Source organism: Streptomyces sp. NBC_01190 (genome assembly GCF_045039895.1).
In the GTDB taxonomy this organism is placed as follows: Bacteria; Actinomycetota; Actinomycetes; order Streptomycetales; family Streptomycetaceae; genus Actinacidiphila.
In genome coordinates, this window is record NZ_CP108580.1 from 4605194 (window position 1) to 4624127 (window position 18934).

The 18934-nt window shown below is 72.1% G+C and carries 14 protein-coding genes; 1 reads left to right on the forward strand and 13 read right to left on the reverse strand.

Annotation, left to right across the window (positions count from 1 at the left end; translation table 11 throughout):
• Window positions 1-71: 71 nt before the first annotated feature.
• The 9 genes from pstB to OG519_RS19190 form a co-directional block, all read right to left on the reverse strand.
• Window positions 72-848, reverse strand: a complete 777-nt coding sequence (gene pstB, locus OG519_RS19150) for a phosphate ABC transporter ATP-binding protein PstB (protein ID WP_405585254.1) — start codon at window positions 846-848, stop codon at window positions 72-74.
• A 59-nt stretch (window positions 849-907) separates the two neighbouring features.
• Complete coding sequence (gene pstA, locus OG519_RS19155; protein WP_405585257.1) at window positions 908-1978, reverse strand: phosphate ABC transporter permease PstA; 1071 nt, start codon at window positions 1976-1978, stop codon at window positions 908-910.
• Window positions 1975-2955: a phosphate ABC transporter permease subunit PstC gene (gene pstC, locus OG519_RS19160; RefSeq protein ID WP_405585259.1), complete on the reverse strand. Its 981-nt coding sequence runs from the start codon at window positions 2953-2955 to the stop codon at window positions 1975-1977. The genes pstA and pstC overlap by 4 nt, the downstream gene beginning before the upstream one ends.
• 111 nt (window positions 2956-3066) lie before the next feature.
• On the reverse strand, window positions 3067-4224 hold the full coding sequence (gene pstS, locus OG519_RS19165; RefSeq protein ID WP_405585262.1) for a phosphate ABC transporter substrate-binding protein PstS: 1158 nt from the start codon (window positions 4222-4224) through the stop codon (window positions 3067-3069).
• 414 nt (window positions 4225-4638) lie between these two features.
• Window positions 4639-5106 (reverse strand): NUDIX hydrolase, encoded by a 468-nt coding sequence (locus OG519_RS19170; protein WP_405585265.1) that lies wholly within the window; start codon window positions 5104-5106, stop codon window positions 4639-4641.
• A complete protein-coding gene (locus tag OG519_RS19175) occupies window positions 5103-6533 on the reverse strand; it encodes a CHAD domain-containing protein (protein ID WP_405585268.1) in 1431 nt (476 codons plus the stop codon). Before OG519_RS19175 ends, OG519_RS19170 begins: the two co-directional genes overlap by 4 nt.
• Entirely contained in the window at window positions 6511-8733 is a 2223-nt protein-coding gene (locus tag OG519_RS19180) for an RNA degradosome polyphosphate kinase (RefSeq protein ID WP_405585272.1), read from the reverse strand. Before OG519_RS19180 ends, OG519_RS19175 begins: the two co-directional genes overlap by 23 nt.
• A gap of 328 nt (window positions 8734-9061) precedes the next feature.
• On the reverse strand, window positions 9062-10090 hold the full coding sequence (gene mshD / locus OG519_RS19185; RefSeq protein ID WP_405585274.1) for a mycothiol synthase: 1029 nt from the start codon (window positions 10088-10090) through the stop codon (window positions 9062-9064).
• Window positions 10087-11331, reverse strand: coding sequence for an MFS transporter (locus tag OG519_RS19190; protein WP_405585277.1), 1245 nt, complete (start codon window positions 11329-11331; stop codon window positions 10087-10089). Before OG519_RS19190 ends, mshD begins: the two co-directional genes overlap by 4 nt.
• A 660-nt stretch (window positions 11332-11991) precedes the next feature.
• On the opposite strand from OG519_RS19190, the gene OG519_RS19195 reads away from it, so the two are divergent.
• Window positions 11992-13770, forward strand: a complete 1779-nt coding sequence (locus tag OG519_RS19195; protein WP_405585279.1) for a bifunctional metallophosphatase/5'-nucleotidase — start codon at window positions 11992-11994, stop codon at window positions 13768-13770.
• A 108-nt stretch (window positions 13771-13878) separates the two neighbouring features.
• Here OG519_RS19195 and OG519_RS19200 read toward each other — a convergent pair whose 3' ends face one another.
• From OG519_RS19200 to OG519_RS19215, 4 genes are all read right to left on the reverse strand, one after another.
• Window positions 13879-15279, reverse strand: a complete 1401-nt coding sequence (locus OG519_RS19200; protein WP_405585282.1) for a sensor histidine kinase — start codon at window positions 15277-15279, stop codon at window positions 13879-13881.
• Window positions 15276-16019, reverse strand: a complete 744-nt coding sequence (locus OG519_RS19205) for a response regulator transcription factor (RefSeq protein ID WP_405592832.1) — start codon at window positions 16017-16019, stop codon at window positions 15276-15278. Before OG519_RS19205 ends, OG519_RS19200 begins: the two co-directional genes overlap by 4 nt.
• Window positions 16020-16294: 275 nt before the next feature.
• On the reverse strand, window positions 16295-17494 hold the full coding sequence (locus OG519_RS19210) for a S1C family serine protease (protein ID WP_405585285.1): 1200 nt from the start codon (window positions 17492-17494) through the stop codon (window positions 16295-16297).
• A gap of 392 nt (window positions 17495-17886) precedes the next feature.
• Window positions 17887-18915 (reverse strand): LacI family DNA-binding transcriptional regulator, encoded by a 1029-nt coding sequence (locus OG519_RS19215; RefSeq protein WP_405585288.1) that lies wholly within the window; start codon window positions 18913-18915, stop codon window positions 17887-17889.
• Window positions 18916-18934 lie beyond the last annotated feature (19 nt).

Here is an 18934-nt window from a genome sequence, read left to right on the forward strand (position 1 = left end):
TTCCCGTCAGGGAAGCAGGGCCTGTGCGCCGTGCGATGGCACCGCCATGCAGCACCGCACGGCGGTCTGTGTCACCCGAAGCGGCCGGAGATGTAGTCCTCGGTGGCCTGCACGGACGGGTTGGAGAAGATCCGCTGGGTGTCGTCGATCTCGATGAGCTTGCCGGGCTGGCCGACCGCCGACAGGTTGAAGAAGGCGGTACGGTCCGAGACGCGCGCGGCCTGCTGCATGTTGTGCGTGACGATCACGATGGTGAACTTCGACTTCAGCTCGCCGATCAGGTCCTCGATGGCGAGGGTGGAGATCGGGTCGAGCGCCGAGCACGGCTCGTCCATCAGCAGCACGTCCGGCTCGACCGCGATGGCGCGGGCGATGCACAGCCGCTGCTGCTGGCCGCCGGACAGGCCGGAGCCGGGCTTGTTGAGGCGGTCCTTGACCTCGTTCCAGAGGTTGGCGCCCTTGAGGGACTTCTCGACGACGCCGTCGAGTTCGTTCTTCTTGCGGACGCCGTTGAGCCGCAGGCCGGCCGCCACGTTGTCGAAGATCGACATGGTGGGGAAGGGGTTCGGCCGCTGGAAGACCATGCCGACCGTGCGGCGTACCGTCACCGGGTCGACACCGGGGCCGTACAGGTTCTCGGAGTCCAGCAGGACCTTGCCCTCGACCCGGCCGCCGGGGGTGACCTCGTGCATACGGTTGAGGGTGCGCAGGAAGGTGGACTTGCCGCAGCCGGACGGGCCGATGAAGGCCGTCACCGAGCCGGGCTCTACGGTCATCGAGATGTCGTCGATGGCCTTGTGGCTGCCGTAGAAGGCGGACAGGCCGCTGACGTCTATTCGCTTGGCCATGGGGATCACTTCTTTTCTGCTGGATTCTGACCGGGTCACCGGTCACGCGGCGGGGCCGCTCAACGGGACTTCGGCGCCTTCCAGCGGGCGATGCCGCGGGCCACCAGGTTCAGGATCATCACAAAGGCGATGAGGACGAGGGCTGCCGCCCAGGCGCGGTCGTAGCTCGCGTCGTTGCCGTTGCCGTACTGCTCGTAGATGAAGTACGGGAGCGAGGACTGCGGACCGCTGAACGGGTTGTTGTTGATGATGTTGCTGCCGAAGACCAGCAGCGCGATCGGCGCGGTCTCGCCGGAGATACGGGCGATGGCCAGCATCACACCGGTGGTCACACCGCCGATCGCGGTCGGCAGGACCACCTTGGTGATGGTGCGCCACTTGGGGACACCGAGCGCCAGGGACGCCTCGCGCAGCTCGTTGGGGACGAGCTTGAGCATCTCCTCGGTGGAGCGGACCACCACCGGCATCATCAGGATCGCCAGCGCCAGCGAGCCCGGGAAACCGGACTGCGGGGCGGAGCCGACCACCACGAACCAGACCGACAGGATGAACAGACCCGCGACGATCGAGGGGACACCCGTCATGACGTCCACGAAGAAGGTGACCCACTTGGCGAGCGAGCCCTTGCCGTACTCCACCAGGTAGATCGCGGTGAGGATACCGAGCGGCGCCGCGATGACGGTGGCGATGCCGACCTGCTCCAGGGTGCCGATGATGGCGTGGTAGACGCCGCCGCCGGGCCCGATGGTCAGCACGTTGTTCATCGAGTGGGTCAGGAAGGTGCCGTTGAGGACCTTCACGCCCTTGGCGATGGTCGTCTCGACCAGCGAGTAGAGCGGGATGACGGCGAGCACGAAGCTCGCCCAGACCAGGCTGGTCGCCATCCGGTCCTTGGCCTGCCGGCTGCCCTCGACCCGGCTGGTGATGACGTAGCTGCCGGCCACGAAGAGGACCAGGGCGATCAGGCCCCACTGGATCTGGCTGTCGAGGCCGGCGCCGGCGCCGATGGCGCAGGCGACCGCGATGGCGCCGGCCGCGATGGCCAGCGGGGTCCAGCGCGGCAGCCGGCGGGAGGCCAGGTGGTTGGGCTTGGGGGCGCTGTCGACCGGGGTCGTGGTGAGGTCGGTCATGCGTTGGCCCCCGAGTACTCCTTGCGGCGCTGGATGATGATCCGGGCGGCGCCGTTGACCAGCAGGGTGATGACGAAGAGGACCAGACCGGAGGCGATCAGCGCGTCCCGGCCGAAGTTGTCGGCCTCGCCGAACTTGGCCACGATGTTCTGCGAGAAGGTGCCGCCCATCGGGTCGAGCAGGTGCGCGGAGAGCTGCGGCGAGGCGGAGAGCACGGTGGCGACCGCGATGGTCTCGCCGAGCGCGCGGCCCAGGCCCAGCATGGACGCCGAGATGATGCCGGAGCGGGCGAAGGGGAGCACCGAGAGCCGGATGACCTCCCAGCGGGTCGCGCCGAGCGCGAGCGCCGCCTCCTGGTGCATCTTGGGCACCTGCCGGATGACCTCCCGGCTGACGTTGGTGATGATCGGCAGGATCATGATCGCCAGCAGGATGCCCACGGTGAACAGCGAGCGGGCCGACGAGTTGGGGTCCTGCTTGTCGAAGATGACCGTCCAGCCGAAGTACTTGTCCAGCCAGAGGTTCAGGCCGTGCAGGTGCGGCACCAGGAAGATCGCGCCCCACAGGCCGTAGATGATGCTGGGCACGGCGGCGAGCAGGTCCACGACGTACGCGATCGGTCCGCCGAGGCGGCGCGGCGCGTAGTGGGTGATGAAGAGCGAGATGCCGACCGCGATCGGGACCGCGATGACCATCGCGATGATCGAGCTGACGACGGTGCCGTAGGCCAGGACCGCCACGCCGAAGGACGGCGGGTTGAGGGCGGCGTTCCACTCGAAGGTGGTGATGAAGTTGCCGTGGTCCTTGGAGATCGCGTGGACCGCGCGGATGGTCAGGAAGATCGCGATCGCGGCCATGACCACGAGCAGGAAGATGCCGGAGCCGCGGGCCAGGCCGGAGAAGATCCGGTCACCGGGGCGCGTCACGGTCCGGGACGGGGCTGGTGGTGCTTCGGTCGGTGGAGCGGTGGTTGTCATGGGGACTCTCCGGTCTGGGTGGAGGGGCCGGGTGGCTCCTCCGGCGGCGGTGCACCGGATGCGCGGCGGGTCCCGGGGCCGTAAAGCGGCCCCGGGACCCGCCGGCTTCAATCAGGAAAGGGTGGAGATGGTGCTGCGGACCTTGGCGGCGATGGCGTCCGGCAGCGGGGCGTAGCCCTGGGTGCTGAGCTGCGACTGGCCGTCGGCGCTGGCGATGTAGGTCAGGAACGACTTGGCCAGCGGCAGGGTCGAGGCCTTGTTGCCCTTGTCGCAGGCGATCTCGTAGGTCACCAGGTCGATCGGGTAGGCGTTGGCCTCCTTGGTGACGTACGTGGCGCTCAGGTCGAGCGACAGGTCCGAGCCGGTGCCGACGATCTTCGCGGAGGCGATACCCGTGGAGGCGTTGGCCGAGGAGGCCTCGACCGGCGCCGGGGCACCCGTGTTGATCTTGACCGTGGGGATGCTGCTGGCGGTCGCGTAGGACAGCTCGAAGTAGCCGATGGAGCCCTCGGTCTGCTTCACCAGGGCCGACACGCCCGCGGACTTGGCGGCCGCCTGGCCGCCCTTGCCCGCCCACGCCTTGGCGTGCTCGTAAGGCCACGCGGACGGGGCCGCGCCCTTGAGGTACTTGGTGAAGTTGTCCGTGGTGCCGGACTCGTCCTGGCGGTGGACCGTCTGGATCTTGGTGCTCGGCAGCGTGGCGCTCGGGTTGAGGGCCTTGATCGCCGGGTCGTTCCAGGTGGTGATCTTCGAGTTGAAGATCTTCGCCAGGGTCGGCGCGTCCAGGACCAGGCCGTCGACGCCGGGCAGGTTGTAACCGACCGCGATCGGGCCGCCGACCATCGGGATGGAGATGCCCTCGCCGCTCGCGCAGACCTTCTTGGAGGAGGCGACCTCCGCCGGCTTCAGCGGGGAGTCGGAGCCGGCGAAGGCGTCCGTGCCCTGGTTGAAGTCGACGACACCCTCACCGGAGGACGAGCCCTTGTAGTTGATGGTCGCGCCGGCGCAGGCCTGCTGGTAGTTCTTCACCCACGCGTCGATCGCGTTCTGCTGGGCGGTGGAGCCCGAGGCCAGGATCTGGCCCTTTTCGCAGGAGATGGACGACGCGTTGGAGGCGCTCGCGCTGGCGGAGGGCTGACCGCTGCCGGACGGGGTGGCGCTGCTGTCGTTGTTGTCGTCCGAACCGCAGGCGGTCAGGACGAGCGCGCCGGTAATCGCGACCGCGCCGACGGTCAGGGCCCGGAGCCCGCTCTTACGCTGAAACTTCACCTTCGTGTGTTCCTTCCGAGAGTCCGCCGGTGGACGGCGAAGCAGAGGGTTGGTGTATCTGCATCCACCCGGCGACACGCTGCTCACCGGTAACCCGAACGTAGGCAGATGAGGTGAAGTGACCTTCGGTGGATGGTGAACGGAAGGTGAACCTCGTCCGTCAGGGTGGTGGCGCACTTTGATGATCTTGCGTGGGCTGTCACGTATGGGACACACGGGGTTAACGGAAAAGGCGCGATAACGACGGGATCACGACTCGATCACGAGATCCGGGAAGAGGTCGCGGGTGGGGCGCGGACAGGGCTGAGGGGCGGCGGGGCCGGGCCGGACGGGCGGGGTGCGCGCGGGCCGGGCGCCGGACCGTGCACCGGACCGTGGACCGGACCGATCACCAGACCGTGAGCCGGACCTGCGCTAGACCGTGAACGTCCGCAGCAGCGCGTCGATGAGCGGGCGGTCGCGGTCGTTGCTGAGGCGGTGCCGGGCGGCCACCGGCGGCAGCCAGACGATGCGGTCCACCTCCCGGTTGACCGAGAAGACGCCGGAACGCGCCTCGGCGGCCCAGTAACGGACCTCCTTGGGGCGGCCCTCGACCAGATAGCGGGTGGTCGGCAGCGGCGCGCCCAGCACGCACTCCATGCCGGTCTCCTCGCGGGTCTCGCGCAGCGCCGCCGCCGCGGTCTCCTCGTCCCGTTTCAACTTGCCCTTGGGCAGGCTCCAGTCGTCGTACTTCGGCCGGTGGATCAGCGCGATCTCCACGCCCCCGTCGTAGGGCGAGCGCCGCCACAGCACCACGCCCGCCGCGCGCACCGTCGCCGGGTCACCACGCCTGTTGTCGTCGCGCCCGTAGTCGTCGCGCCCGTCCTCGGGCCGGCCGATCATGAGCTTCGTGTTCCCCGCCCCGGGCGTGGTGACGCACCGGGCGGACGGGTGGGCAGCCCGGACTGCTCCCACAGCCGGGAGAAGGCGAAGCGGGCGGCCTCCACCTCGTGCCGCTGGTCGGCGTGCAGCACCCCCAGGGCGTAGGCGGTCGCCGGCGCTATCCGCGGCGTGCGGGCCGCGGCGGCCACCGCGGCGGCCGACTCGGCGGCCTCCCGGTGCCGTTGCAGCAGCAGGCCCGCCTCGGTGAGCCGCGGATCCTCCGGCACCCCGCAACCGGGCACCTCGGCGGCGTAACGGCCCAGCCGCAGCAGGATCCGTACCTGGTGCCAGGGAGTGTCCTGGAGGTCGGTGGTCAGCTCGGCGCCGAGTGAGGCCCGCATCGCCTCCGCGTTGTACGGCTGCGTCGCCCGGTGCAGCGGCAGCGTCCCGGCCGCGTCCCACAGCCGCTGGTACGCCTGCCCGGCCAGCGGCGGCAGTACGGTCGCGGCCGGCTCGCTCCCGGTCGCCGTCAGCGGCACCTCCGAGGCCAGCACCGCGATCGAGTCGGCGAGGCCGTGGAACCGGGCGGAGCCCATGGCCTGGAGCGTCGCGGAGTGCGCCCGGGTACGGGCCAGCGTGAGCTGCCGCTCCAGCAGGGCGGCGGCGCGGGCGGCGCCCAGTGCCAGCGGACCGCCGCCGGCCGGCGCGGCCGGCCCGGCCGGCCCTTTCGCGCCGGCCGGCACCGGCTGGTCGGCGCCCGGCGCCGACAGCCGGCGCAGCGCCTCGAGCAGCCGGGTCAGCCGGCCCACGTACTGCGGTTCACGGCCCAGCGTGCTGGACAGCCAGCCCAGTTCGCCGCGCAGCGGCTCGGCCCAGGCCGGGTCGGTGAGCGGGGCGTAGGTGTGCAGGACCCCGGCGATCCGGCGGGAGCTGCCGCGCAGCAGGAGGTCGGAGTCGCCCTCGTTCTCCGTCCGCAGGCTCAGGCCGCGCAGGAAGGTGGTGGCCTGCTCCCGCAGATAGCCGGCCAGGGCCTCGCCCGCGGTGCGGGCACCGGTGGCGCCGCCCGGGCGGTCACCCGCCGCCGTTTTGCCGCTGGCCACCGCGCCGCTCCCCGTGTCCCCGTCGTCCGCGCGATCACGCGTGACGTCCCTGCCCGCCGGGCCGCCGCGCGCCCTTCGGCCGCCGGCACCGTCGCCCGGCCGTGTGCCCGCTTCCGTTCCCGCCCCGGCGGCCCGCTCGTGCGCGACGTCCGTACCGGCGTCGGGCCCGCCCCCGGCGGCCGAGGGCAGCGCGCCCTGAGCGGCCGCGGTGTCCTGGGCGGCCTTCGCGGCCCGGCCGCTCCGGCCCCGCGGCAGCGCGCCGCCCGGCCGCGCGGCGCCCCGGTCGACGGGGGCGTCCGCGAGGGAGCCCGGGCCGCGAAGGCTGTCAGGTAGCTGCTGATGGGCCACGCCGGCGCCTCCGGGCGTCGATGAGCATCTCCTGGATGTTGCGCAGCGGCCGGCCTTCGGAGTCGGAGCTGTGCCGGGTCCAGTTGCCGTCGGCCGCCAGGTGCCAGGAGGACGTCTCGTCGGACATCCCCAGCTCCAGCAGGCGGCCGATGGTGGCGCGTTGGGTCGGGTCGGCGACCCTGACCAGCGCCTCGATGCGGCGGTCGAGGTTACGGTGCATCATGTCGGCGCTGCCGAGCCACACCTCGGGCTCGCCGCCGTTGCCGAAGACGAACACCCGGGAGTGTTCGAGGAAGCGGCCGAGGATGCTGCGGACCCGGATGTTCTCCGACAGGCCCGCCACCTCGGGGCGGACCGCGCAGATCCCGCGCACCCAGATGTCCACCGGCACCCCGGCCTGCGAGGCGCGGTAGAGGGCGTCGATGATCACCTCGTCGACGATGGAGTTCACCTTGATCCGGACGTACGCGGGCCGGCCGGCCTTGTGGTGCTCGATCTCGGCCACGATCCGCTTGACCAGCCCGTCGCGCAGGCTGCGCGGCGCGACCAGCAGCCGGTTGTACGCCTCCCGCCGCGAGTAGCCGGAGAGCCGGTTGAACAGGTGCGAGAGGTCCGCGCCCACCTGCGGGTCGGCGGTCAGCAGCCCGAGGTCCTCGTAGAGCCGGGCGGTCTTGGGGTGGTAGTTGCCGGTGCCGACGTGGCTGTAGCGGCGCAGCGTGTCGCCCTCCTGGCGGACCACGAGCGACAGCTTGCAGTGCGTCTTGAGGCCGACCAGGCCGTACACCACATGGCAGCCGGCCTCCTCCAGCTTGCGGGCCCACTTGATGTTGGCCTGCTCGTCGAAGCGCGCCTTGAGCTCGACCAGCACCAGCACCTGCTTGCCCGCCTCGGCCGCGTCGATCAGCGCGTCCACGATCGGTGAGTCGCCCGAGGTGCGGTAGAGCGTCTGCTTGATGGCCAGCACGTCCGGGTCGGCGGCGGCCTGGTCGAGAAAGGCCTGCACGGAGGTGGAGAAGGAGTCGTACGGGTGGTGCAGCAGTACGTCCCGCTCGCGCAGCGCCGCGAAGATGTCCGGCGGTGACGCCGACTCCACCTCGGCCAGGTCGCGGTGGGTGCCGGCGATGAACCGCCGGTACTTCAGCTCCGGCCGGTCCAGGCCCGCGATGGCGAAGAGTCCGGTCAGGTCGAGCGGCCCGGGCAGCGGATAGACCTCGGCGTGCTTCATCTTCAGCTCGTGCACCAGCAGGTCCAGCACCCTGGGGGCGATGGACTCCTCGACCTCGAGCCGGACCGGCGGGCCGAAGCGGCGGCGCATCAGCTCCTTCTCCAGCGCCTGGAGCAGGTTCTCCGCGTCGTCCTCCTCGACCTCCAGGTCCTCGTTCCTGGTCACCCGGAACATGTGGTGGTCGAGCACCTCCATGCCGGGGAACAGCTCGTCCAGGTGGGCCGCTATCACGTCCTCGAGCGGTACGAACCGCTGCGCGCCCGCCTCAAGGAAGCGGGAGAGGATCGGCGGCACCTTCACCCGGGCGAAGTGCTCGTGCCCGGAGACGGGGTTGCGGACCACGACGGCGAGGTTGAGCGACAGGCCGGAGATGTAGGGGAAGGGGTGGGCCGGGTCCACGGCCAGCGGCGTCAGCACCGGGAAGATCTGCTGCCGGAAGAGAGTCGCCAGCCGGGCTTGCTCCTTCTCGGTGAGATCCGCCCAGCGGATGACGTGGATGCCCTCGTCGGCGAGCTGCGGCGCCACGTCGTTCTGGAAGCAGGCGGCGTGCCGTGCCATCAGCTCACGGGACCTGGTCAGGATCAGGTCGAGCACGTCGCGCGGCTGGAGCCCGGAGGCGGAGCGGGTGGCGACGCCGGTGGCGATACGCCGTTTGAGACCGGCCACCCGGACCATGAAGAACTCGTCCAGGTTGCTGGCGAAGATCGCCAGGAAGTTGGCGCGCTCCAGCAGCGGGGTGGTCGGGTCCTCGGCGAGTTCCAGCACGCGCTCGTTGAAGGCGAGCCAGCTCTGCTCGCGGTCGAGGAAGCGGCCCTCGGGCAGCTCCTCGTCGTACTCCTCGCCGGCCGAGGCCAGGTCGGGGGGCTCGGGCGCCAGGTCGGGCACGACGCGCGGCCGGAACGAGCCGTCCCCGGTGGGGTCCCCCTCGGCCGTCTGAGGCGCGATGGGAACACTGGGGTGATTGGTCTGGGCCATAGGGTGCGAGCCCTCCTCCGCTTCCGGCACGTCGAACGCGCGACCGGCGGCGTTTCCGAGGCGTCGCTCGGCCGTCGCTCCATTGTCCCGGGTACCCGCGGGTTTCGGCAGGTCGGGCGGGACGGTGGGGGGTGGCGCAGCGGGCTGCATCCTGTGATGCTCGCAAGCGCGGTTGAATCGCCGGTAACGCGCGCATGGCCGTCAGGCAAGCGGGGCACTTCCGGCGGGGGGCGGCCGGGGCGGCCGGGGCGGCCGGGGCGGCCGGGGCGGCCGGGGTGGCGGGGGCGGCCGGATCCGCCGGTCGCCGGTTCGGCTGAGCCCGGATCCGTCAGTTCTCGGTGCGGTACATCAGGTCGGTCTCGTGCACGGAGAAGCCGAGCCGCTCGTAGACCGAGACGGCCGGGGCGTTGTCGGCGTCGACGTACAGCATCGCGGTGGGCAGAGCGCGGTCCCGGGCGAGGTGGCGGAGGCCGATCGCGGTGAGCGCCTTGCCGAGGCCGCTGCCCTGCTCATCGGGGGCGACCCCGACGACGTACACCTCGCCGAGGCGCTCGTCGGCGTGCACCTTGGTCCAGTGGAAGCCGGCCGGCGTGGCGCCCCGGAAGGCCAGGAAGAAACCGGCCGGGTCGAACCACGGCTCCGCCTCGCGGTCGGCGAGGTCGAGCTCGGTGAGGCCGCCCTGCTCCGGGTGATGGGCGAAGGCGGCGGCGTTCACCCCCAGCCAGGCGGCCTCGTCCTGGCCGGGGACGAAGGTACGGACGGTGACGCCCGCGGGCAGCTTCGGTTCCGGCAGGCCGGTCAGCTCGGGGTCCAGTTGGCGGCGCATCTGGTGGAGCTCGCGGAAGAGCTTGAGTTTGAGCACGACGGCGAGGTGGCGGGCGGCCGGGTGGCCGCCGTGCGCCCACACCCGCACCCTCTTGCTGGTGGCGGCGAGCAGCGCGTCGCCGAGCGCCCGGCCGTGGCCCTGCGAGCGGCGCCCCGGATGGACGACCAGCTCGGCGGCGGGGGCCTCCACCGGGTCGGTGCCGTCGATCTGGGCGTATCCGGTCAGCTCCTCGGCGCCGCCCTGATCGGCGGCGGCGCTCGCGGTGCCGTCCGTCGTGCCGTTCGGCGAGTCGCCGGACGCCCCGCCCGATGCGCCGGCGCCCTCGTCGCCCGCCGTCTCGCCGGTCGGACGCGGTGTCCACAGCAGCAGATGGCGTACCCCCTCCGTGGCGCCGCGCCTGATGTGCAGCCGCCCCTGCTCGGAGACCGCCGGCCGGCCGTCGGCGGCGGCCGCCGCCTCGATCAGCTCCGCGGCCGCGGCCGCGGTGTCCCGCGGCAGCTCGGACAGTTCCTCGATTCGCCGGTCGCTCATGCCGAGATCGTACGACCAGCCCCCGCGTCGGCGGTGGCAGCCACCGGTGACGGCACCGGAACGATCACCGCGGCGACGCAGGCGGCGGCCGCGGCGAGCCCGAAGCCGGGCCAGTAGGCGGTGGCCGAGATGATAACGGCCATGACCGGCGGTACGACGGCGGCGGTCAGATTCTGTCCGGTGTTGTGCACCCCGAGCGCCCGTCCGGACCAGGCGGGACCGGCCCGCTCGGCGGTGGAGGTGAAGGAGAGCCCGTTGGTGCTTGAGGTCAGCGCGATGGCGGCGACCAGCAGCACCGGGGTGAGCGGCGAGGGAAAGGCGGTGGACACGGCCGCGGCGGCGACCACCGCGGCGGTCGCCGCCGCCAGTTGGCGCATCGGCCGCAGCCGGTTGCCCACCCGGTCCGACCAGCGGCCGACCAGGATGCGGGACAGCGCGCCCAGCCCCTGGGCGACCGCGATGAGCTGCCCGGCGTGCACCGGCGACCAGCCGCGCACGTCCACCAGCAGCACCAGCGCGAAGGCCCCGGCGGTGAACTGCGGCACCACGAGCAGCGCCGCCGAGCCGTGGATACGCCACAGCAGGTTCGAGCCGCGGTACGGATTCGGCGCGGGCTCGCTCGCGGCGGCCTTCGGGCGGGCCGGGTCGGCGGCGAAGACCGCGATGAGCACGGCGATGGCGCCGCAGAGCGCGGCCAGGAAGCCGATGGCGCCGGTCAGTCCGTGCCCGCCGGCCAGCGGCGGCATGGCCAGCGCGGCCACGCCCATGCCGAGAGGGGTCGACGTCTGCCGGATGCCCATCGCCAGCCCGCGCTCGCGGGCCGAGAACCAGCCCATCACCAGCCGCCCGCTCGCCGAGTACACCGACGCCCCGGCCGCCCCCGCCAGCACCAGCAGTCCGCCGAAGGCGACCATCCCGCGCGGCCCCCAGGCGGCCACCGCGAGCGCCCCGGCCGCCCCGCCGAGACCCGCCGCGATCACCACCCGCTCCCCCCAGCGGTCGGCGGCGGCCCCCCACAGATAGAGCGCGAGCACCAGCCCGGCGGTGGGGCAGGCCACCAGCAGCCCCACCTGGGTGAGCGTCAGGTGCTGCCGGTGGCGCAGCTCGTCCGCCAGATAGGGGACCCCGTAGACGAACGCGCAGGCCGCGGTCTGCGCGGCGGTACCCAGCGCCAGCATGAACCACCGTCGCACGATGACGGCACCTCCTCGGTAGGTGGTGCCGCCAACTATGCCAGCCATCCGCAGAGTGAGACAGTTTTTTTCACATCCTGAGACGGAGCCGCCGACTGCGGCAGCGCGCCGCCACCGTGGCCGTCTCCCCCGAGCCCACCGGACCACCGAACCCCACCCGCAGTCCGCCCCGCCGCCCTTCCACCCCGACCTCGGCCGCGGAGTGCGCGTACCGCTCGGGAGAGATCTCCGGATGATCGATGTGCATGGCGCCTTGAGGTGGACTTCGCGGCCCTGCGTGGTGACCCGGGCGACGGCCTTCCGGGGGTGGAGGGCATCGGCGAGCGGTCGACGACGTGTTGCCGGACGTCGACGCCACGCCGCCCGGCCGGCCCGCCGATCCGGCGGCGTCGGCGGAGTTGACCGAGCACATCCCCGAGGGCGCCGCGGCGCCGCCTCGGGAGCCGGTGTCGGTGTGCACCCCGCCGCGGGCGGTGTCCCGGGTCCGCTCGGGCCCGGCCGCCGGGCCGACCGCCCCCGGGCCGGCCCGGCCCGCCGGGGTCGGCCGCCGAGCCGCGCCTGACCCCGGCGGGGCGCGCACCGGTGTGTCATCCCGGATTCACCCCAAAGGCCTGCCGTGCTACGCGCGTTGACCCTATGCTGCACACCGCGTGAATCACTCTTTGTCCGCGCTCGACCCGTACTTGACCACACGACGCGAGGGGATCCATGTTTCTGGCACGCAGAATCTCGATGGGAGTGGCCGGTCTGGCCGCCGTCGGGGCCCTGATCGCGGCCTGTCCCGCGCCCGCTCACGGCCACGGCGGCCACGGCAGGCCGCCGGCGGACCGGACCGTCGACCTCCAGATGCTCGCCATCAACGACTTCCACGGGAACCTGGAGCCGCCGGCCGGCTCCTCGGGAAGCGTGAACGAGCTCCAGGCGGACGGCAGCGTGAAGGCGGTGCAGGCGGGCGGCGTCGAGTATCTGGCCGCCAGCCTCCGCACCGCCCGCAAGGGCCACGACCGTTCGCTGACGGTGGCGGCGGGTGACCTCGTCGGGGCGAGCCCGCTGCTGTCCGGGCTCTTCCACGACGAGCCCACCGTCGAGGCGATGAACAAGATCGGCCTGGACGTCACCAGCGTCGGCAACCACGAGTTCGACGAGGGCAAGACCGAACTGCTGCGCCTCCAGAACGGCGGCTGCCACCCGGTCGACGGCTGCTACCAGCCCGGTCAGACCTTCCCCGGCGCCGACTACCCGATCCTGTCGGCCAACGTCGTCAACGAGCAGACCGGCCGCCCGCTGCTCCAGCCCTACGTGGTCAAGAACGTCAAGGGCGTCAAGGTCGGCTTTATCGGCGTCACTCTCAAGGGGACGCCGAACATCGTCACCGCCGCGGGCGTCGCGGGCCTGAAGTTCCTCGACGAGGCCGAGACGGTCAACAAGTACACCAAGATCCTCAAGAGCCAGGGCGTCAACGCGGTGGTCGCGCTGATCCACGAGGGCGGCGTGCCGGTCAGCGGCAACTACAACTACAACTGCGACGCTGGCGGCCCCGGCACCGGCATCTCCGGGCCGATCGTGGACATCGCCAAGAAGATCTCGCCGGACGTCGACGCCCTGGTCACCGGCCACACACACAACTCGTACGTCTGCACGATCCCGGACCCGGCCGGCCGGCCCCGGCTGGTCACCAGCGCCTCCTCCTTCGGCCGGCTCTACACCGAGCTGGACATGAAGTACGACGTCCGCACCCACGACATCGTCCGTACCTCGGTCAAGGGCACCAACCACGTCGTGGACCGGGTGCAGCCCAAGGCCGCCGACATGACCGCGCTGATCGCCCGCTGGAACACCCTCGCCGCGCCGGTGGCCGGCCGCACCATCGGCTGGATCAGCGGTGACATCGGCCGGACCGGCAACCGGGAGACCCCGCTCGGCGACCTGATAGCCGACGCCCAGCTCGCCTACGGCAAGTCCCTCGACCCGACGACGCAGCTCGCGCTGATGAACCCCGGCGGCATCCGTACCGACCTGGTCTACGCGTCCACCGGCAGCGAGGGCGACGGCGTCGTCACCTACGCCGAGGGCTTCGCGGTGCAGCCGTTCAGCAACACCGTCAACCTCACCACGCTCACCGGCGCGCAGCTCATCGCCGCGCTCCAGCAGCAGGTCAGCGGCGCCAATCTGACCGCCCCGAAGATCCTCCAGATCTCGGCGGGCCTGACGTACACCCTGGACACCACCAAGACCGGCGCCGACCAGGTGGTGACCGGGTCGATCAAGCTCAACGGCACCCCGGTCGACCCGGCCGCCTCCTACCGCGTCGCGGAGAACAACTTCCTGGCCGGCGGCGGCGACGGCTTCGCCGCACTCGGCCAGGGCGTGAACCCGCTGGTCGGCGGCGACGACCTGGCGGCCTTCGCCACCTACCTGACCGCGCACTCCACCGCGGGGGCGCCGATCGCGCCGCCGGCCGGGGACCGGGTGACCGTCATCGGCTAGACGGGCCGGCAGCAACAACACGGCACGAGCGATAGCGGCCAGCGGCAGCGGCCGCTATCGCTCCGTCGGGAGAGCGGTCGCAGGGCTGGGCGGGCCGGGCCAGGCCCGTCAGCTCTGCGGCGGCTCCTCCGGCGGCGGAGTCGGGGCGCCGGGCAGCCGCAGCACCGCCAGGGTGCCGCCCTCCGGCGCGGCGGCCAGCGTCACCTCACCGCCCGACTGCTGGACGGTGCGCCGGACGATCGACAGCCCGAGCCCGCTGCCGGGCAGGCTGCGGGCGGTCGGCGACCGCCAGAACCGCTCGAAGACATGCGGCAGCTCCTCGGCGGGGATGCCGGGCCCGTGGTCCCGCACGGTGAGCTGCCCGCCGTGCAGCCGGACCTCGATCTCGCCGCCGGACGGGCTGAACTTCACCGCGTTGTCCAGCAGATTGACCACCGCCCGCTCCAGCGCCGGCGCCTCGCCCCTGACGTACCAGGGCTGGACATCGGTGAGCAGCCGCCGATCGGGTCCGCGCAGCCTGGCCCGTTCCAGCGCCGCGTCGGTGATCTTGTGCAGCGGTACGACCTCCAGGGTGCGGGCCGCGTCCGGACGGGACAGCTCCTGGAGGTCGCCGATGAGCGCGGCCAGCTCGGTCATCTGCGCCTTGACCGAGGCCAGCAGCGCCCGCCGGTCCTCCGGCGGCAGCGCCCGCCCGGTCGCCTCACTGCGCTCCAGCAGCTCGATATTGGTGCGCAGCGAGGTGAGCGGGGTGCGCAGCTCATGGCCGGCGTCGGCGATGAGCTGCTGCTGCCGGTCGCGGGACGAGGCCAGCGCGACGGTCATCGCGTTGAAGGACGCGCTCAGCCGGGCGATCTCGTCCTGCCCGTCCACCGGGATCCGCACATTGAGATCCTCGGTACGGGCGATGTGCTCGACCGCCTGGGTCAGATCGTCGACCGGCCGCAGCCCGGTCCTGGCGATCCACAGGCCGGCCGTACCGGCCCCCAGTACGCCGACGCCGATGACGCCGAGCAGTACCAGGGCGAGGGTGTCGAGCGCGTGGTTCACCTCGCTGAGCGGGCGGGCGACGGAGACGGTGACGACGTGCTGCACGCCGAAGTCGTCGGCGTCCGTCACCCGGTAGGTGACCACCCGCATCCGTACGCCGTTGTTCGCCTTGGCGCTGTGCACGCTGCTCTGCTGCCGGTGGTCGGCCACCGCGCGGTCGCCCGCGCTCGCCGGGATCGGCGACGGGCCGGTGACCGTGCACACCGCCCCGTTGGTGGCGATGAGCTGGACGGTGTAGAAGCTCGGCGCGAGCTCGCCGTTCTGCGGGTCCTGCGGACATCGCTCGGCGAAGTCCAGCACCTGTCTGGTGTCCAGCCGGACCGCCTTCAGCGAGGAGTCGAGCTGGTTGATGAGCTGGTCCCGGGTGATCAGCCAGCAGGCCAGGGCGGCGAGCGCCACCGCGATCGCCACCGCGGAGGCGGTCAGGATCGTCAGCCGGGACCGCAGCGGCAGACTACTCACGAACGGCCGCCCTCCGGGGCGCGCAGCACATAGCCGACACCCCGCACGGTGTGCACGACCCGCGGCATTCCGCCCGCCTCGGTCTTGCGGCGCAGGTACATCACATAGACGTCCAGCGAGTTGGACGAGGGTTCGAAGTCGAAGCCCCACACGGACTTCAGGATCTGCTCCCGGGTGAGCACCTGGCGCGGGTGGGTGAGGAAGAGCTCCAGCAGGGTGTACTCGGTGCGGGTCAGCTCGACCGGGTGGCCGCCCCTGGTCACCTCCCGGGTGGCCGGGTCCATCCGCAGATCGCCGAAGGTGAGCGCCTGGTCGTGGCCGGCGCCGGCCTGGCCGCCGCCCGCCGCGTAGGCGCTGCGGCGCAGCAGGGCGCGCAGCCGGGCCAGCAGCTCGTCCAGCTCGAACGGTTTGACGAGGTAGTCGTCGGCGCCCGCGTCGAGGCCGGTGACCCGGTCGCCGACGGTGTCCCGGGCGGTGAGCATCAGGATCGGGGTGGTCACCCCGGCTGCCCGGAGCCGGCGGGCCGCGGTCAGTCCGTCCATCCTCGGCATCAGCACATCCAGCACGATGGCGTCCGGCTGGTACGCGACCGCCCGCTCCAGCGCCGCCATGCCGTCGGCGGCCAGCTCGGTGTCGTATCCCTCGAACGCCAGGCTGCGGCGCAGCGCCTCCCGGACGGCGGGCTCGTCGTCGACGATCAGGATGCGGGCGGGGGCCTCGCCGCTCTCGCCGGTGCTCATGGTCTCGGATACCTCGCTGACGGACATCGGGCCGGGGATCTCTGGTGCGTCCAGCGTCGCACGGCCCGCCCCCGGCGCGGCGGGATCGCCGGGGGCCGTCGACGGCATGCCCGGAATCGGGCTCGGATCCGAAGCCGGGATCGGGGCCGGAATCGGAGCCGGGTTCCGGGCCGGACTCGGGGGGATCGGGGTCGGGCTCTGGCCCGGGATCGGCGCTGGGTCCCGGCCCGGCCGCCTGCCCGGACCCGGTCCCCGCGTCAGCCGCGTGATCAGGCTCAGAACCCGCCGCCGAACCCGTTGCCGAAGCCGCTGTTGCCGTTGGTGGAGCCGTTGCCGGAGCCGGTGTTCCCGCCGGTGTTCCCGCTGCTGTCGTTCGACCCGCCGGCCCGCAGATGGGCCAGGTCGGACTTCAGGGTGTTGATCGGGATGGCGAAGCCGAGCCCGGCGCTGCCCGGGTTGGCGGAGTCGTCGCCGCTGGACGAGGAGGGCGCGAACATCGCCGAGTTGATGCCGATGATCTGACCGCTCATATTGATCAGCGCGCCACCGGAGTTACCCGGGTTGAGCGAGGCGTCGGTCTGGATCGCCTTGTACGTGGTGGTGGAGGAGCCGGTGTCGCCGTTGAACTGGTTGCCGCCGAAGGAGAAGGGCCACTGGCCGCCGCCGCCGAACTGCTGCTGTTGCTGGCTCTGGCCGTCCTCGACCGGCACCGTCACATCGCGGTTGAGCGCGGAGACGATACCGCTGGTGACGGTGCCGGTCAGACCGTCCGGCGAGCCGATGGCGACCACCTGGTCGCCGACCGCCAGGCCGGAGGAGTCGCCGAGCGTCGCGGCGGGCAGTCCGCTCGCACCGTTCACCTTGATCAGCGCCAGGTCCTTCCGCGGGTCGGTGCCGACCACGGACGCGGCGGCGGTCTTGCCGTTGCTGAAGGTCACGGAGATCGAGTCGGAACCCGCGACCACGTGGTTGTTGGTGACGATCTGGCCGCCCGAGGTGATGATCACGCCGGCGCCGGTCGCCTTGCCCTGGCTGGTGGTCGCGTCGATCTGCACCACGCTGGGGCTGACCGCCTTGGCCACGCCGGCCACCGTGCCGTTGATCGCACTGGCGTTGATGGCACTGGCGGCCGCGGCCGTGCTGCTGTGGTGGTCGGTCGAGTTGCCGATCAGGGCGCCCGCGCCGCCGCCGATCACCCCGGCGGCGAGCGCCACCGCGGCGAAGAGCGCGATCGGCCGGCCGGTCCGGCGCCGGTGCTGCGGCTCGGCGGGTCCGTAGGGCGCGCCGGGCGCCGGGGACATGGCGGGCATGGGCGCGTAGCCAGGAGGTTGGGGGAAACCGTTGACCCCGCCCTCGCCGGCGGCCGCGGCATCGCTGCCGTAAGCCGCGGGGGGCGTGTGCGGGCCGAAGTAGAGCGGTGCCTGCGGGTCGTGCGGGTCCTGGGGTTCTCCGCTGTAGCGGTTGCTCTCGGTCATGCCTATGACTGTGCGGCCCGATCATGAGAGCTTCCTGAGCACACGCTGAGAAGCCCGACAGAAGTGGGTATGCCCCATGTAAGGAAGATCGCTTACGGGCACGCACCGGCGTCCTGGCCGGCCCCACCGGTCCGGCGGCATCGGGCCGGCGCACTACCCCGCGCCCCTGCCGGGACCCGGTGAAACCGCCGGATGCGGATCCGGCTATCAGGGGCGCGAGGCACGTTTGCGGGCGGGGTTGCGGTGGGTTTTGGGGGCGCGGGGAACCGCGCACGGCAACCACCGCGCGGGGTGCCGTACGGGCGGGGGTGGGCGGTTCGGCCTTTCCCCGGCTGCCGCCCGGTGGGGGTTCCTCACCGGCTCACGGCCGCTGGGCCGGCCAGCGGGCGCGATCAGCTCGCGTGGCAGCCGCAGGAACCGCGTACCACCAGCCGGGACGGGAAGGTCCGCAGCCGCTCGCGCCGCGCGCCCGGCACCCGCAGCGAGTCGTCGAGCACGGCGTCCACCGCGGCTCTGGCCATCGCCTGCCGGTCGGAGGCCACCGTGGTGAGCGGCGGGTCGGCCAGCCCGGCTTCCTTCACATCGTCGAACCCGGCGACGGCGAGCTTCTCCGGCACGTCGATCCGCAGCTCGCGGGCGGCCCGCAGCACCCCGATCGCCTGGTCGTCGGTGGCGCAGAAGATGGCCGGCGGCTTGTCAGGACCGGCCAGCAGCTCAAGTGCCACCTTGTAGGCGTCATAGCGGTTGTAGGGGGCGTGGAAGAGCCGGCCCTCGGTGGACTTGCCGGCCTCCTCCATCGCCCGCCGCCAGCCCACCACATGGTCGGTGACCGGGTCGCCGGTGACCGGCGTGATCTCTATGCCGCCCAGGCAGGCGACGTACTCATGGCCGTGCTCCAGCAGGTGGCGGGTGGCCAGTTGGGCGCCGCCGATGTCGTCGGTGACCACCGCGATGTCGTCGATCGCCTCGGGGCGCTCGTGCAGCAGCACCACCCGGGCGTCCCAGGCGTCGATCTCGGCGGCCGCGTTCTGGCTGGGGCCCTGGCTGATCAGGATCAGCCCGGAGACCCGCATCCCGAGGAAGGCCCGCAGATAGTGCACCTCGCGCTCGTCGAGGTAGTCCGAGTTGCCGACCAGCACCATCTTCCCGCGGTCGGACGCGGCCTGTTCGACCGCGTGCGCCATCTCCGCGAAGAAGGGCTGGCGCGCGTCCGGCACGATCAGGCCGATGAGGTCGGTACGGCGGCTCGCCATCGCCTGGGCCACGCGGTCCGGGCGATAGCCGAGCTGCTTGATGGCCGCGAGCACGCGCTCGCGGGTGGCCGGGGCTACCGGCCTCGGTCCGTTGTTGATGACGTAGCTGACGACCGCGGTCGAGGTCCCCGCCAGCCTGGCCACGTCGTCGCGCGTCACCTTGGGCACGACCGGAGTCTACGCGGGT

Excerpts from the sequence above, each read along its gene's own strand:
- mshD (WP_405585274.1), bottom strand. The coding sequence starts at position 10,090 with ATGAGCGACCGGCGAATCGAGGAACTGTCCGAGCTGCCGCGGGACACC.
- pstB (WP_405585254.1), bottom strand. The coding sequence starts at position 848 with ATGGCCAAGCGAATAGACGTCAGCGGCCTGTCCGCCTTCTACGGCAGC.
- pstC (WP_405585259.1), bottom strand. The coding sequence starts at position 2,955 with ATGACAACCACCGCTCCACCGACCGAAGCACCACCAGCCCCGTCCCGG.
- OG519_RS19195 (WP_405585279.1), top strand. The coding sequence starts at position 11,992 with ATGTTTCTGGCACGCAGAATCTCGATGGGAGTGGCCGGTCTGGCCGCC.
- OG519_RS19205 (WP_405592832.1), bottom strand. The coding sequence starts at position 16,019 with ATGAGCACCGGCGAGAGCGGCGAGGCCCCCGCCCGCATCCTGATCGTC.
- OG519_RS19180 (WP_405585272.1), bottom strand. The coding sequence starts at position 8,733 with ATGGCCCAGACCAATCACCCCAGTGTTCCCATCGCGCCTCAGACGGCC.
- OG519_RS19190 (WP_405585277.1), bottom strand. The coding sequence starts at position 11,331 with ATGGCTGGCATAGTTGGCGGCACCACCTACCGAGGAGGTGCCGTCATC.
- OG519_RS19170 (WP_405585265.1), bottom strand. The coding sequence starts at position 5,106 with ATGATCGGCCGGCCCGAGGACGGGCGCGACGACTACGGGCGCGACGAC.
- pstA (WP_405585257.1), bottom strand. The coding sequence starts at position 1,978 with ATGACCGACCTCACCACGACCCCGGTCGACAGCGCCCCCAAGCCCAAC.
- OG519_RS19210 (WP_405585285.1), bottom strand. The coding sequence starts at position 17,494 with ATGACCGAGAGCAACCGCTACAGCGGAGAACCCCAGGACCCGCACGAC.